The sequence below is a fragment of the Streptomyces sp. NPDC048506 genome (genome assembly GCF_040651315.1).
In the GTDB taxonomy this organism is placed as follows: Bacteria; Actinomycetota; Actinomycetes; order Streptomycetales; family Streptomycetaceae; genus Streptomyces.
Map to the genome: position 1 here is coordinate 1 of NZ_JBEZIX010000039.1, position 14,660 is coordinate 14,660.

13 protein-coding genes are annotated in these 14,660 nt (G+C 72.4%); 4 read left to right on the forward strand and 9 right to left on the reverse strand.

Going from position 1 to position 14,660, the window contains the following annotated elements; genetic code table 11:
* Nucleotides 1–305: 305 nt before the first annotated feature.
* From AB0C96_RS28210 to AB0C96_RS28225, 4 genes are all read right to left on the reverse strand, one after another.
* Complete coding sequence (locus tag AB0C96_RS28210; RefSeq protein ID WP_362921053.1) at nt 306–1,043, reverse strand: aquaporin; 738 nt, start codon at nt 1,041–1,043, stop codon at nt 306–308.
* A gap of 105 nt (nt 1,044–1,148) precedes the next feature.
* Entirely contained in the window at nt 1,149–1,880 is a 732-nt protein-coding gene (locus AB0C96_RS28215; protein WP_362921054.1) for an SseB family protein, read from the reverse strand.
* Between the two features lie 55 nt (nt 1,881–1,935).
* Complete coding sequence (gene mycP / locus AB0C96_RS28220; RefSeq protein ID WP_362921055.1) at nt 1,936–3,108, reverse strand: type VII secretion-associated serine protease mycosin; 1,173 nt, start codon at nt 3,106–3,108, stop codon at nt 1,936–1,938.
* Complete coding sequence (locus AB0C96_RS28225) at nt 3,105–4,436, reverse strand: hypothetical protein (RefSeq protein WP_362921057.1); 1,332 nt, start codon at nt 4,434–4,436, stop codon at nt 3,105–3,107. Before AB0C96_RS28225 ends, mycP begins: the two co-directional genes overlap by 4 nt.
* Before the next feature lie 245 nt (nt 4,437–4,681).
* Here AB0C96_RS28225 and AB0C96_RS28230 point away from each other — a divergent pair, with 245 nt between their 5' ends.
* Nucleotides 4,682–5,905, forward strand: coding sequence for an amino acid deaminase/aldolase (locus tag AB0C96_RS28230; RefSeq protein ID WP_362921058.1), 1,224 nt, complete (start codon nt 4,682–4,684; stop codon nt 5,903–5,905).
* Between the two features lie 23 nt (nt 5,906–5,928).
* Here AB0C96_RS28230 and AB0C96_RS28235 read toward each other — a convergent pair whose 3' ends face one another.
* The 4 genes from AB0C96_RS28235 to AB0C96_RS28250 form a co-directional block, all read right to left on the reverse strand.
* Nucleotides 5,929–7,197: a haloacid dehalogenase-like hydrolase gene (locus AB0C96_RS28235; protein WP_362921060.1), complete on the reverse strand. Its 1,269-nt coding sequence runs from the start codon at nt 7,195–7,197 to the stop codon at nt 5,929–5,931.
* 112 nt (nt 7,198–7,309) lie between these two features.
* Entirely contained in the window at nt 7,310–8,110 is an 801-nt protein-coding gene (locus AB0C96_RS28240; RefSeq protein WP_362921062.1) for a 3-oxoacyl-ACP reductase, read from the reverse strand.
* On the reverse strand, nt 8,111–9,487 hold the full coding sequence (locus tag AB0C96_RS28245) for an aldehyde dehydrogenase family protein (protein WP_362921063.1): 1,377 nt from the start codon (nt 9,485–9,487) through the stop codon (nt 8,111–8,113).
* Nucleotides 9,488–9,498: 11 nt separating this feature from the next.
* Nucleotides 9,499–10,866, reverse strand: a complete 1,368-nt coding sequence (locus AB0C96_RS28250; protein WP_362921065.1) for a glutamine synthetase family protein — start codon at nt 10,864–10,866, stop codon at nt 9,499–9,501.
* 72 nt (nt 10,867–10,938) lie between these two features.
* Between AB0C96_RS28250 and AB0C96_RS28255 the strand changes: the two genes are divergently transcribed.
* The 3 genes from AB0C96_RS28255 to AB0C96_RS28265 all read left to right on the forward strand — a co-directional run bounded on the left by AB0C96_RS28255 (nt 10,939) and on the right by AB0C96_RS28265 (nt 14,151).
* Nucleotides 10,939–11,682, forward strand: coding sequence for an FCD domain-containing protein (locus AB0C96_RS28255; RefSeq protein ID WP_362921067.1), 744 nt, complete (start codon nt 10,939–10,941; stop codon nt 11,680–11,682).
* A gap of 175 nt (nt 11,683–11,857) precedes the next feature.
* Nucleotides 11,858–13,411 carry an amino acid permease gene (locus AB0C96_RS28260; protein WP_362921068.1) on the forward strand — a complete coding sequence of 518 codons (1,554 nt, stop codon included), beginning with the start codon at nt 11,858–11,860 and terminating at the stop codon, nt 13,409–13,411.
* 41 nt (nt 13,412–13,452) lie between these two features.
* A complete protein-coding gene (locus AB0C96_RS28265; RefSeq protein ID WP_362921069.1) occupies nt 13,453–14,151 on the forward strand; it encodes a gamma-glutamyl-gamma-aminobutyrate hydrolase family protein in 699 nt (232 codons plus the stop codon).
* Between the two features lie 9 nt (nt 14,152–14,160).
* Here AB0C96_RS28265 and AB0C96_RS28270 read toward each other — a convergent pair whose 3' ends face one another.
* Nucleotides 14,161–14,508, reverse strand: a complete 348-nt coding sequence (locus AB0C96_RS28270) for a hypothetical protein (protein ID WP_362921070.1) — start codon at nt 14,506–14,508, stop codon at nt 14,161–14,163.
* Nucleotides 14,509–14,660 lie beyond the last annotated feature (152 nt).

The following is a 14,660-nucleotide window of genomic DNA, read 5'->3' on the forward strand; positions in this document are numbered from 1 at the left end:
GGTAGGGGTGTGGGACTGCTTCGCTTTACGTCCCACACCCCTACCCCTCCGGCCCGTCCCCTCCCGTGAGTGGGAGGAAAGACGGTCGTGGGGGCGGGTGTGAGAGGGCTCGTGCGCGCACACGACGGTCTACAGGGACCCCCACCGGTCTTCTTCCCCACCATCCACGGGAGGGGGCGGACCACAGGACGAAGTCCGGAGGGGCGCACCCGCAGCTGACAGCCCCGCGCAGCGGCAACAGCCCGCCGCAGGCGCCACGGAGAGAAAGCCAACAACGTGGGCGGGCAGCCAAGCGCAGCGGAAGGTTAGGACTCTTCGTTCGGCGGGTGGGTGATCTGGTGGACGACGGCGGCGATTGCGCCGCCGATCAGTGGGGCCACGATGAAGAGCCACAGCTGGGTGAGGGCCGCGCCGCCGGCGAACAGGGCCGGGCCGATGGAGCGTGCCGGGTTGACGGAGGTGCCGTCCAGGGGGATGCCGATGAGGTGGACGGTGGCCAGCGCCATGCCGATGGCGACCCCGTTGAAGCCGAACAGGGCGATGTTGTGGGTCACCGCCAGCACCACGAAGACGAACAGGAAGGTCATCACTATCTCGGCGACGAACGCTCCGCCGAGGTTGAGGTGCACCGCCGAGCGGTCGCCCCAGCCGTTCGTGCCGAAGGCGCCGTGCGTCTGAAGGCCCGGGACCTGCTTGGCCACCAGGAAGAGCAGCGCGGAACCGACGATGGCGCCGACCACCTGGGCGATCCAGTACTCGATGGCCGTGCGCAGCGCCATCCGGCGGGCCAGCAGCATGCCGAGCGTCACCGCGGGGTTGATGTGGCAACCCGAGACCGGGCCGAGGGCGTAGGCCAGTGCCAGCATGGTGAAGCCGAAGGCCAGGGCGATGCCGAAGGTGCCGATGTACTCGCCCGCCAGCACTGCCGAGCCGACGGCGAAGAACACCAGGAGCAGCGTGCCGAGGAACTCGCACACGATGGCGCGGCTCACGACCGTGGACGTGGCGGTTCCGGGCTCGGTTTCCGTCTCCGTTGTCTCCATGAGGGGCTCTCCTCGCGTGGATCTTGAGCTCTCCTCGCATTGTGCGGCCGCGGAGACGAACGCGCCCGTCGGCGGCCCGGGCCGCCGACGTCTCGGGGCGGCGGGTCAGCGCCGGTAGAGCGGCTCGCCGTCCGCGGTGGCGCCGGGCCGCAGAAGGGCCAGGTCCAGGCCCCGGACGAGCCGGGCGCGCAGCACCTCGTCGGCGGCCAGGGCCTGGGCCAGCCGTTGGGCCACCTCGGCGGTCGGGGCGTCGGCGGCCAGGCCGATGGCGAGGGTGGCGTCCGTCGCGGCGGACGGCGCGAGGTGGGCGACGAGGACGGCGGGCTCGGCGGCGAGCAGGGACCGCAGGGCGTCGGTGACGGCCGGGTCGGCGAGCGGGTCGGCGGTCGTACGCCCCTCGGCGAGGGCGCGCAGGGCGGGGCCGGTCAGCTGGTAGGTGACCGGTCCGGCCAGGTCGATGACGACGGTGTCGGCCTGCTCGTGGGAGGCGGCCAGCAGCGCCTGATGGAGCGGGACGGCCACCGGGCGGGCGTCCGGGCGCCAGCGTTGCAGGGTCGCGGTGGACGTGAAGGCGGGCAGGGCGCGGCGGCCGTCCGGGGCCTGGAGGGTGGGGACGGCCATATCGCTGCTCTTCTCGCGGCGCAGGCCGTCCGGGCCCGTCTCCACCTCGCCGAGCACCGCCACGACGGGAACGAGCAGGCGGGCGCCGGCCAGCGCGGACAGCAGCCGGGGTTCGGTGCTCCGGTCCGTGTCGTACGCCGCCAGGGCCGCGGCGAGCGCGGGGTCGGCGGAGCCGTCGTCGTCGGCGAAGCCGGGGTTGGGGATGTTCTTCTGCACGTCGCGAGCGTATCGGCTCGGGTGTGCGGCACGTCGTGGGGTGGTCGACCGCCGGTCAGGTACGGGTGCGGGTGCGCCAGAGGAAGCAGGCGGCGGCGACGAGGGCCAGGCCCCCGGTGCCGGCGACCCATGGGAGCCAGTTGACGGGGGTGTCGTCGGAGGCGTCCGTGGTGGGGCCGGGGCCGAAGTAGCGGTCGCGGTAGGCGGCGGGGGACGGCCTCTGGGGAGTGGGCTTGAGGTCGGCTGCGGCCTTGAGGGCGGCGGCCGGGTCGATCAGGCCGGCACCCAGGTCGTCGTCGCGCCCGCCCTGGGGGGCGTCCTGTGCGGTCGAGGTGAGCAGCCGGCGGATCTGGGTGGGGCTGAGGTCGGGGTGCACCGAGCGGATCAGGGCGATGGCGCCGGAGACGAAGGCGGCGGCGGGGCTGGTGCCCCAGCCGGAGAGGTAGCCGTCGCCGTTGCCGGCCATGAGGATGTCGTCGCCGGGGGCGCTGACCGTGGCGTACCAGTGGCGGGTGGAGAAGTGGGCGCGCTCGCCCAGGTGGTCGACGGCGGTGGCGGCGATGACGCCGGGGTAGGCGGCGGGGTAGGAGACGTGGTTGCCCTTGTCGCCGCCGTTGCCCGCGGAGGCGACCACGGGGATGCCCTTGCTGAGGGCGTACTGGATGGCCGCGTCCTCGCGCGGCTCGGGGTGCGCGGTCTCGCTGTCGTCGCCCAGCGACATGCTGATCACGTCGGCGCCGTGGTCGGCGGCCCAGCGGATGCCGTCGGCGAGCGCCCCGGCCTTCTCGGTGCGGGCCCGCTCCCGCTGGGCGTCGTTGTCCTCCAGGATGACGCGGACCGGCAGGATCTTGGCCTCGGGGGCGATTCCGAGGACGCCGTCCTGGTTGCCCGCTCCGTGGCCGTGGCCGGCGATGACGCTCGCCATGCCGGTGCCGTGCCGGGCCCAGGCGGCGTCGCCCGGGCCGGCGCCGAAGCCGACCAGGTCCTTCTCGGCGAGCACCTGGCCTTCGAGGTCGGGGTGGTTGGCGTCGACGCCGGTGTCCAGGACGGCGACGGTGACGCCGGCGCCCTTGGTGGTGCGCCAGGCCTGCTGGGCGTGGACGGCCTGGAGGCCCCACTCCTGGGCGCGGATCGCGTCGGCCCGTGCCGGTACCGCGGGCAGCACCGCGAGCGCGGCGGAGGCGAGTGCGGTGGCACAGCGCAGCAGGGTCTGCCGGGGCTTCCTCAAGGTGACGACTCCGTGGTCTGCGAAGGGACGCCGGAGGCGGAGCGGAAGTCGGCCTCGATGCGGTCCGCGAGGTCCTTGGCGTCGTGGCCGAGGCCGGACTCGGCCGGGGCGGTGGTGGCGCCGGCCCGCGTCGCGGCCGCGGCGGGCTGCGGTTCGGTGACGGTGCGCCCGTCGGCGAAGCCGGAGACGGCGTAGACGACGACCGGGATGTCGGTGAGCACCCGGACGGTCCAACTGGCCCGCTGGGCGCGCCCGAAGCCCTCGGCGGGGGTGCCCTTGGGCGCGTAGGGCAGCGGCATCTGGTCGGTGCGGTCGCCCAGGCTCTTGGTGCTGAAGTGGGTGTTGAGGGCCAGCATGCCGGACTGGTCGGCCTTGGCGGTCTGGGCGCCGACGGTGATGAGGCTGGTGTGGGTGGCGTCGGTGTAGGTGGCGCGCAGCAGGCGGACGCAGCCCGCCCGAGCGAGCACCCGGCCGAGCTCGGGGTCGTAGGCGCCGGCGCAGTCGCCGTCGGGGGCGACGGCGATCCGGGTCCAGGTCCGGTCGGCGCCTCCGGGACCGACGCCCAGGCCCTCGACGACGCGCGGGAAGAGGGTGTCGACGGGCGTGTTGTGCCAGGCGTCGCGGCCCTTGTGGAAGGCGACCTCGGGGCTGGGCGGGCCGTCGTCGGAGTCGTCGGTGAGCCAACTGCCGGCCGCCGCACCGCCGATCAGGCCGATGCCGAGGACGAGGCAGGCCGCGGCGGCGATCACCCGGGCGCCGGGGCGGCGGACGGCCGTGGTCCGGCGCGGGGGCGCCGTGGGCAGGCCGCCGACTCCCCGGGGCGGACGGGGAGTTCGGGTCCAGTCGGGCTGCGGCGCGCTGCTCGCGGCGCGCTCGTGGGTGGCGTTCCACGCGTCCTGGCTGTTGGCCAGGTGGAAGGCGGCGGTGTCGCGGAAGGTGCCGGGGTGGCCGGCCGGGGGCGGCGGAGGGGCCGGGGCCGCGGCCGAGGGGGGCCGCCCCTGCCCGAACGGGGTGGCGGGACCGGGGAAGGCCGGCGGTGCGGTGGGGCGCGGCGGGACGGCCGGGCCCGAGGGGCCGGCGGGCGGCACGGGGCCGGGCGGCGGCGTGCCACCGGCGGAGGTGGCCGCGGCTCGGCCGGGGGGTGCGGTCGGGAGCGGGGGGACGGTCGGGGCGGACGGCGGCGGCACCGACGGCTCGGCCGGGACCCGGCGGCGCAGCGCGGTGGTCCGGGGGTCCTCGTCCGGGGCGGCCGCCGCGGGCTGCCGGGGCGGCCGCGGGGGTATGGGTGGGATCTGTCGCGCATCGGCGAAATCTGCGTCGGTGCTCACCCGCGCTCCCCCTCACGCCGCCCCCGCCGGGCCCGATCAGCAATCGGGGCAGGGTGGTTCGTATCCGGACAACACGCCGCTGACCTGCTGGTTGCGGTGTCGAGCCACTCTACGGGCTGGCGGCGTCGGTGCGGCAACCCGTGGCGGCCCGGTGTCCACTCTGTCGGGATCTCTCCCCTACCCAGTGGTTGGGGGTACCTCCCACGCCCTTTTGGCAGTGGGGGACGGTCTGGCAGGCTGCGGCCATGCCCCCGCAGACAGCCGACGCGTATGGCGACAAAGCCCGTTACGACCGGGCCACCGCCCACCTCGACGCGCCCCTGGCCGTCGTCGACCTTCAGGCCTTCGACGCCAACGCGGCCGATCTGGTGCGCCGCTCCCGGGGGAAGCCGATCCGGGTGGCGAGCAAGTCGGTGCGCTGCCGGGCCCTGCTGGAGCGGGTGCTGGCGCGGGACGGCTTCGCCGGGATCATGAGCTTCACGCTGTCGGAGTCGCTGTGGCTGGCGCGCTCCGGCTTCGCCGACGTCCTGCTGGCGTACCCGTCGGTGGACCGGGCGGGCTTCGCCGAACTGACCGCCGACGCCGAACTCGCGGCCGCGGTGACGGTGATGGTCGACGACCCGGCACAGCTGGATCTGATCGACGCCGCCCGACCGGGTGGTGCGCTCGGCGGCGAGGAGGTGCGGGTGTGCCTGGAGTTGGACACCTCCTACCGGCCGGTGGGCCGGACGGTGCGGGTCGGCGCCCGGCGCTCGCCGCTGCGGGCACCGGCCCAACTGGCCGCGCTGGCCCGGTCGGTGGTGCGCCGCCCCGGTTTCCGGCTGGTGGGACTGATGGCGTACGAGGGACATCTGGCCGGGGTGGGCGACGAGGTGGCCGGCAAGCCGCTGTTCTCCCGGGCGATCCGGGTGATGCAGGCGGCGGCGCGCAAGGAGCTGGCGCAGCGGCGCTGGGAGGCCGTGCGGGCGGTGCGGGAGGTGGCGCCGCGACTGGAGTTCGTCAACGGCGGCGGGACGGGCAGCGTGCAGCACACCGCGGCGGAGGCGGCGGTCACCGAGGTCGCGGCCGGTTCGGGGCTGTATGTGCCGCGGCTGTTCGACAACTTCCGTTCGTTCCGCGGGCGTCCGGCAGCGCTGTTCGCCCAGCCGGTGGTGCGCCGGCCCGGTCCCGGCGTGGTGACGGTGCTCGGCGGCGGCTATCCGGCGTCGGGGGCGGCGGGGCCCGACCGGCTGCCGGTGCCGTATCTGCCGGCCGGGCTCCGCTACGACCCGCAGGAGGGGCCCGGCGAGGTGCAGACGCCGCTGCTGGGGCCGGCCGCGGACGGGCTGGCGCTCGGCGACAAGGTGTGGTTCCGGCACGCGAAGGCCGGCGAGTTGTGCGAGCGGTTCGACCGGCTGCGGCTGGTCGACGGGGACCGGGTGGTGGACACGGTGCCGACGTACCGCGGGGAGGGCCGCACCTTCCTCTGATCCGGCGCGGCCCTCCGGCGGGCTCAGTAGACGGTGTCCTGCTGGTCCGGGATCACCGAGCCGTCGGCGCGGTGGATCGGGCCGAGCGTGCCGTCCGGCCGGACGGCGCCGGCGGTCGCGCACGGGTACGGCTCGGTCTTGCGCTTCTTCGGTTCGATGAACATCGGGTTGACGATCCAGCGGTGGTCGGCGTTGTCGTACGCCCGGCACATCAGCTCGGTCTTGTTGCGGTTGATGGCCAGGTGGCCGGCGGTGGCGTCGCCGACGAACGTCACGTCGGTCTCGGCGTCGCCCGCCGCGAAGGCGGCGCGGTGCGCCGGGTCCTGCTGCTGCCAGGCCTTGGCACCCTTGACGTGGAAGATCTCCTGGTTGATCCAGCAGCGCTTGCCGTCCATGTACGTCAGGACCTCGCCGTGGGTGTCCTTGACGTCGCCGCAGCCCTGGACGCCGGTGGTGAGCCTGCCGTCGCGGACGATGTTGCGGATGCCGATGACGTGGTCGCGGTCGATGCCCACGCCGGGCGCCCAGGCGCGGACCAGCGGCTCGGCCGAGGCGGAGACGATGTAGACGTCGAAGCCGGCCTTCTTGAGGGTGCCGATGAGGTCGCGCTGCTGGTCGTAGTAGCGCACGTATCCGGCCCACTTGTGCGTGCCGACCGTCTGCTCCGTACCGATCGGCGCGGCGAGGTTCTCCTTGCGCGCCTTGGCAGCGTACGAGGTCAGGGCTTCCGGGGTGTGCCCGGCGAACAGCTGGGTGATCCAGACGTACGAGGGGACCGTGCGCCGGTGGTTCCACTCCCCTGCGAACGCCTCCTTGCCGCCGGAGGTCCGCTCGTCGTTGTAGACGTCGAGGATCTCGTCGGTGCAGCCGGTGTCGGTCGACGTCGGCAGCGGCCGGCCGGCGGGCACGGAGGTGCCGCAGGCCTCGGTGAGCGCGCGGGCGGCGTCGTCGGTCAGCCACTTGTTGGTGGCCTTCCAGCTCGCCGGGCGCAGCACCTTGTCGTGCCGGAGCATCCAGGCCAGCGTGGCGTCGGAGATGTCGTTCTTGACGACGGTGTTGTCCCAGTCGAAGGTCGCGACCGGTCGCGCGCCCCCGGATCCCGAGCAACTGCCGCGCTCGTCAATCATCTTCTGGAGCTTGGCACGGTTGTCGCCGTACCAGCCCTTGGACACGTTGAGGGTGGGACAGTGGCTCGGTGCCGGCCTTGCCGTGGCGGTCTGGGCGGCCGCGACGCCGCCTCCGGCGACCGCGAGGGCAGCACCCGCTGCCAGCCAGCGACGCTTGTTGCGCATGGAACGTACTCCCGTCGAACGAAGAACCGAAGGCGGACGCTAGCGTACGGCGGCCGGGCGTCGGGCGACGTCCGGCCACCGTGGCGCTTACCCGGAAGTGAACAACACGTGATTACAGCGGGGTGACGTACGCGCCCGCGATACCGCCGTCGACCAGGAATTCGGCGGCGTTGACGAACGAGGAGTCGTCGCTGGCGAGGAAGGCGACGGCGGCCGCGATCTCCTCGGGCTCGGCGAACCGGCCGACCGGGACGTGCACCAGGCGGCGCGCCGCGCGCTCGGGGTCCTTGGCGAAGAGTTCCTTGAGCAGCGGGGTGTTGACCGGTCCCGGGCACAGGGCGTTCACCCGGATGCCCTCGCGGGCGAACTGCACGCCCAGCTCGCGGGACATGGCCAGCACGCCGCCCTTGGAGGCGGTGTAGCTGATCTGGGAGGTGGCGGCGCCCATCACGGCGACGAAGGAGGCGGTGTTGATGATGGAGCCGCCTCGCCCGGTCTGCTCGAACTGCCGCTGCATGTACGGCAGGGCGTGCTTGCAGCACAGGTAGACGGAGGTGAGGTTGACCTCCTGGACCCGCTTCCAGGCGTCGAGTCCGGTGGTGAGGATGGAGTCGTCGTCGGGCGGGGAGATACCGGCGTTGTTGAAGGTGATGTCGACCGAACCGTAGGTGTCGAAGGCGGTCTTGTAGAGCGCCTCGACCTGCTCCGAGTCGGTCACGTCGACCTGGACGAAGATGCCGCCGACCTCCTCGGCGGCTGCCTTGCCGGCCTTGTCGTCGATGTCGGCGCAGACGACGTTGGCGCCTTCGGAGGCGAGTCGGCGGGCGGTGGCCAGGCCGATGCCACTGCCGGCTCCGGTGATCACGGCGGTGCGGCCGACGAGGCGGCGGCACACTGCGGTCTGGTCGGTCACTTAGCGCTCCTCGGTGCTGATGAAGATGTTCTTGGTCTCGGTGAAGGCGGCGAGCGCGTCCGGGCCCAGTTCGCGCCCGAGGCCGGACTGCTTGAACCCGCCGAACGGGGTCCAATAGCGCACGCTGCTGTGGGAGTTGACGGAGAGGTTGCCGGCCGCGACGGCGCGCGAGACGCGCAGCGCCCGGCCGACGTCGCGGGTCCACAGGGAACCGGACAGCCCGTAGTCGGTGGCGTTGGCGATGCGTACCGCGTCGGCCTCGTCGTCGAAGGGGATGACGACGGCGACCGGGCCGAAGATCTCCTCTACGGCCGTGCGGTCCTCGGGGCGGCCTTCCAGGACGGTGGCCGGGTACCAGAAGCCCTTGCCGGCGGGGGCCTCGCCGCGGATGGCGGCCGGGACGTCCTCGGGGACGTAGGACCGGACCCGCTCGCGCTGAGCGGCGGAGATCAGCGGGCCCATCTGGGTGGCGGGGTCGGCCGGGTCGCCGACGGTGAACGCCTTGACCGCGGGCTCCAGCAGCGTAAGGAAGCGGTCGTAGACGGAGCGCTGGACGAGGATCCGGCTGCGGGCGCAGCAGTCCTGGCCTGTGTTGTCGAGGAAGGAGCCGGGGGCGGCGGCCGCGGCGGCCTCGATGTCGGCGTCGGCGAAGACGATGTTGGGGCTCTTGCCGCCGAGTTCGAGGGTGAGCCGCTTGGTCTGCGCGGCGCAGCGGGCGGCGATCTGCCGGCCGGTGGCGGTGGAGCCGGTGAAGACGACCTTGGCGACGCCGGGGTGGTCGACCAGTGCGGTGCCGGTGACCGGGCCCTCGCCGGGCAGGACCTGGAAGAGGCCCTCGGGGAGCCCGGCCTGAAGGGCCAGTTCGGCGAGCCGTAGCGCGGTGAGCGGGGTGGTCTCGGCGGGTTTGAGCAGCACGGCGTTACCGGCCGCCAGAGCGGGGGCGGTGCCCCAGGCCGCGATCGGCATCGGGAAGTTCCAGGGGGCGATCACGGCGACCACGCCGAGCGGCTCCTGGACGGTGATGTTCAGTCCGCCGGCCACCGGGATCTGCCGGCCGGTGAGCCGCTCCACTCCCCCGGCGGCGTAGTGCAGCAGGTCGCGGACGTTGCCCGCCTCCCAGCGGGCGTTGCCCAGCGGGTGCCCGGCCTCCTTGAGTTCGAGCTCGGCGAGCGGCTCGATATGGGCGTCGACGACGTCGGCGAAGCGGCGCAGGATCCGGGCCCGGTCGCCGGGTGCCACCGCGGCCCAGGCCTCCTGCGCCGCGGTGGCCCGGCGGACCGCGGCGTCGACCTCCTCGGGGGACGTGGTCGGGACGGTGGCCACCACTTCCTCGGTGGCCGGGTTGAGGATCTTCAGCTCGTGCGAACCATAGGACACAGCGTGGTTCCTTACATGCGCTCGAAGGAGCGGAAGCGCTCCCAGTCCGTGACGGCGGAGTCGAAGGCGTCCAGCTCGACGCGGGCCATGTTGAGGTAGTGCTCGACCACCTCGTCGCCGAAGGCGGCGCGGGCGATCGAGGACTTCTCCCACAGTCCGGCGGCCTCGCGCAGGGTGGTGGGCACGTGCTGTGCGTCGCCCGAGTAGGCGTTGCCGGTACACGCCTCGGGCAGCTCCAGCTCGTTGTCTATGCCGTGCAGCCCGGCGGCGACCATGCCGGCGACCGCGAGGTAGGGGTTCACATCGCCGCCGGGGAGGCGGTTCTCGAAGCGGTGGGACTGGCCGTGCCCGATGACGCGCAGGGCGCAGGTGCGGTTGTCGGGGCCCCAGGCGACGGCGGTGGGCGCGAAGGAGCCGGGCCGGAAGCGCTTGTAGGAGTTGATGTTCGGCGCGTACAGGAGGGTGAACTCGCGCATGGCGGCGATCTGCCCGGCGAGGAAGTGCCGCATGAGCTTCGACATGCCGTACGCGCCGTCGCCGTCGGCGAGGACCGGGTGTCCGGCCTCGTCGCGCAGCGAGAGGTGGATATGGCAGGAGTTGCCCTCGCGCTCGTCGTACTTCGCCATGAAGGTGAGCGCCATGCCCTCCTGGGACGCGATCTCCTTGGCGCCCGTCTTGTAGATGGAGTGCTGGTCGCAGGTGGTGAGGGCCTCGTCGTAGCGGAAGGCGATCTCGTGCTGGCCGAGGTTGCACTCCCCCTTGGCCGACTCGACGGTCATGCCGGCCGCACCCATCTCGTTGCGGATGCGGCGCAGCAGGGGCTCGACCCGGCCGGTGCCCAGGAGCGAGTAGTCCACGTTGTACTTGTTCGCCGGGTTCATATCGCGGTAGCCGCGGGCCCAGGCGTCCTCGTAGGTGTCCTTGAAGACCATGAACTCCAGCTCGGTGCCGGCGTACGCGGTCCAGCCGTGCTCGGCGAGCCTGTCGAGCTGGCGGCGCAGGATCTGGCGCGGGGAGGCGACGACGGGCGAGCCGTCGTGCCAGCCCAGGTCGGCGATCATCAGCGCGGTACCGGCGTCCCAGGGGGTGCGGCGCAGGGTGGCGCCGTCGCCGTGCATGGCGAAGTCGCCGTAGCCGCGCTCCCAGGAGGACATCGCATAGCCGTCCACGGTGTTCATGTCGGCGTCCACGGCGAGGAGGTAGTTGCATCCTTCGGTGCCGTGCTCCAGGACCTCGTCGAGGAAGAAGCGGGCGGCGAACCGCTTGCCCTGGAGCCTGCCTTGCATATCGGTGAAGGCGAGGACGACAGTGTCGATCTCCCCGGTGTCGACGAGATTTCTCAGCTCGTCGACGGACAGCGGGGGCGTACGGTCAGCCACGGGAAGCCTCCTGTCGGTACAGCCGGATGGCATAAGGTATGCACATGGACCATTAAATGGGAAGGGGGTCCGATGAGCGAGGCTGACGAGGCCGCCGCGGTGGACCGGCTGGCGCCGGTGCTGCGGCCGGTCCGGGCGGGCAACGGGTTCGAGGAGGCACTGGAGCAGATACTCCAGATCGTCCGCCTCGGACTGGTGCCGCAGGGCCAGCGACTGCCGTCCGAGCGGGAACTGTCCGACCGGCTGGGAGTCAGCCGGGTGACGCTGCGCGACGTCCTGAAGGTACTGACGGACGAGGGCATCGTCGAGAGCCGCCGCGGCCGGTACGGCGGGACCTTCGTCCGGCGGCGCCCGGAGGTGAGCCGGGGCAGCGCCGAGGAGGAGCTGCGGCGGCGGATCGAGAAGGTGGACCTGGAGGACACCCTGCGGTTCCGCGAGGTGCTGGAGGCGGGCGCCGCCGGACTGTGCGCGGCGCACGGACTGGACCAGGAGCAGGCGCACCGACTGCGCTCCGCGCTCACCGCGACCCACGAAGCCCCGCTGGCCGAATACCGCCGACAGGACACCCTGCTGCATCTCACCCTGGCGGAGCTGTGCGGTTCCCCCTCGCTCGCCACGCAGTACGCCGCGGTGCGGGCGACCGTCAACGACCTCCTCGACTGCATCCCCCTGCTGGTACGCAATCTGGAGCACTCCCAGCAGCAGCACGAGGCGCTGGTCGGGGCGGTGCTGGACGGCGACGCGGACACCGCGCGCGAGGTGATGCGGGAGCACTGCGCCGGCACGGCGGCACTGCTGCGCGGCTTCCTTTCGTAGGGCTTGCCGGACTCGTGAGGTTCTAGAAACCCGCCTGTTACGAGATTTTCCCCTCGGGGTCTTGCGCTCGGCCCACCCGGAGACAAAGGTATCGGCCCATACCTTTGTTGCGGGGCTGGTAGCGGTTCGCCCACGGCCGTACCCGCCGCGGATTATCGAGTCCCTCGGAGGCGTGGTGTCCATCAACGAGCACGCGACGAACCCAGACCAGGAACAACAACCCCCTCAGCGCTCCAGCGACGAACAGCGCCTCCACGAGCTCGGCTACGCCCAGGAGCTGGCCCGCTCGATGTCGGCGTTCTCGAACTTCGCCGTCTCGTTCACGATCATCTCGGTCCTCTCCGGCTGTCTGACGCTGTACGGCTTCGGCATGAACACGGGCGGGCCCGCGCTGATCGTCTGGGGCTGGCCGGTGGTCGGCGTGATGACGCTGTTCGTCGGCCTGGCGATGGCCGAGGTCTGTTCCAGCTACCCGACGGCGGGCGGCCTGTACTACTGGGCGGCGAAGCTGGCCCCCTCGCACGGCCCGGCGTGGTCCTGGTTCACCGGCTGGTTCAACTTCCTCGGCCAGGTCGCGGTGACCGCGGGGGTCGACTTCGGCGCCGCGTCCTTCCTGAACGCGCTGCTGGACCTCCAGTTCGGCTTCGCCGCCACCCCGGTGCACACGATCATGTTGTTCGGCCTCGTGCTGCTGGCCCACGGCCTGCTGAACACCTTCGGCGTGAAGCTCGCCTCGTTCCTCAGCAACGTCAGCGTGTGGTGGCACATCCTCGGGGTGCTGGTCATCGTGGGCGCCCTGGTCGTGGTGCCCTCGAAGCACCAGTCCGCCTCCTTCGTCTTCACCCACTTCGTCAACAACACCGGCTGGCACTCCACCCTCTACGTCGGGCTGCTGGGGCTGCTGCTCGCGCAGTACACGTTCACCGGCTATGACGCCTCGGCGCATATGACCGAGGAGACGCACGACGCGGCCAAGGCCGGCCCCCGCGGCATCGTGATGTCGATCCTGGTCTCCCTGGTCGCCGGCTGGGTCCTGCTGGTCGGCATCACCTTCGCCATCCAGAACTACGACGGTGCGCTGGCCAGCAAGACCGGTGTGCCCCCGGCGCAGATCTTCATCGACGCGCTGGGCGCCACCGGCGGCAAGCTGCTCCTGCTGGTCGCCATCGGTGCCCAGTTCTTCTGCGGCATGTCGTCGGTCACCGCCAACTCCCGTATGATCTACGCCTTCTCGCGGGACGGCGCGCTGCCCGGCTCGCACCTGTGGCACCGCATCAACAAGCGGACGAAGACCCCGACCAACGCGGTGTGGCTGGCCGCCGGCGGCGCCTTCCTGCTGGGCCTGCCGTACCTGTGGAACGCCACGGCGTACGCGGCCGTCACCTCGATCGCCGTGATCGGCCTCTACATCGCCTACGTCCTGCCGGTCATCCTCCGACTGCTCCAGGGCGACCGCTTCCAGCGCGGGCCCTGGCACCTCGGCCGCTGGAGCAAGCCCGTCGGCGTCATCGCCGTCGGCTGGACGCTGGTCATCTCCGTCCTCTTCATGCTCCCGACCACCAGCCCGGTCACGGCGGAGACCTTCAACTACACCCCGCTCGCCGTCCTCCTGGTCCTCGGCTTCGCCGGCACCTGGTGGCTGGTGTCGGCCCGCAAGTGGTTCACCGGCCCGAAGGTCCAGGGCACGGCGGAGGAGCTGGCCGCCATCGAGCACGAGCTGGAATTCTGACAAGCCGCGCCGGAACGCATCAGCACCCCATCGGAGGATCCGTGTCCCAGCCGCTCATCGGCATCAGCACCTACCAGCAGGAGGCCAGTTGGGGCGTGTGGAGTCTGCCCGCCGCGCTGGTCCCGGCCGGATATCCCCGGCTGGTCCAGCGCTCCGGCGGCCTCGCCGCGCTGCTGCCGCCCGGCGACCCGGCGACCGCTGCGGCGACGGTGGCCCGGCTGGACGGACTGGTGATCGCCGGCGGCGCGGACGTGGCGCCGGCCCGCTACGGCGCGGAGCCGCACCCCAGGACCGGTCCGCCGTCCCTGGACCGAGACGCCTGGGAACTGGCGCTGATCGAGGCCGCGTTGACCGACGGGGTGCCGCTGCTGGGCATCTGCCGCGGGCTCCAGCTGCTGAACGTGGCGCTGGGCGGCACGCTCGTCCAGCACCTCGACGGGCACGCCGGGCCGCCCGGGGTCTTCGACCGGCACGACGTCAAGCCGGTCCCGGGGACACTGCTCAGTCGCGCGCTGCCCGAGCCGGTCTCCGTACCGACGTACCACCATCAGGCGGTGGACCGGCTCGGCAGCGGGCTGCTGGTCTCGGCCTACGCGGAGGACGGCACCGTCGAGGCGCTGGAGCTGCCGGACGGCCGGGCCTTCACGCTGGGGGTGCAGTGGCACCCGGAGGCCGGGGACGACCCACGCGTCATGGACGCCTTGGTGGCGGCGGCGCGGGGGACGTCCCCGGAGGAGTGACCGGCCGGCTCAGAGCTCCCTGGCCCCGCAGTAGTAGGGGATCCAGCCGCGGATGCCCCGGTACGAGATCTTCGTCCAGGTGTTGTCCCGGTGCTTGCAGAGGTTGTACGAGCCGCCCGTCTGACTGGAGCCGACCGTGCAGGCCTTCGCGCCCTTGGGGAAGAGCCCGAGCGCGGTGCTGCTCACCTTCTTGTCCTTGCGGATCTTCACGCTCTCCTGCGCCTCCGCGGAGACGCAGGAAGCCGACGCGGTCCCGGCCGCCACGACCTGTCGCGCCGCTCCGGGCGTGGCGGCCGTGGCGGTACCGCCGATGAAGGCGGTACCGACCAGCGCCGCCGAGACGACGGCGGGTGCCATGAACTTGAGCCTCATATGCGGTTGTTCCCCCTTGTGGTCGAGGTGGGCGCGGTCGACGCCACACCGATTCGCACACCCTAGCGATTCCGGTGTGGCGCGATCAATGCGGTTCCCGAGGACCCGGCCGCCGGCCGTGCGCCGGTCAACCCGCC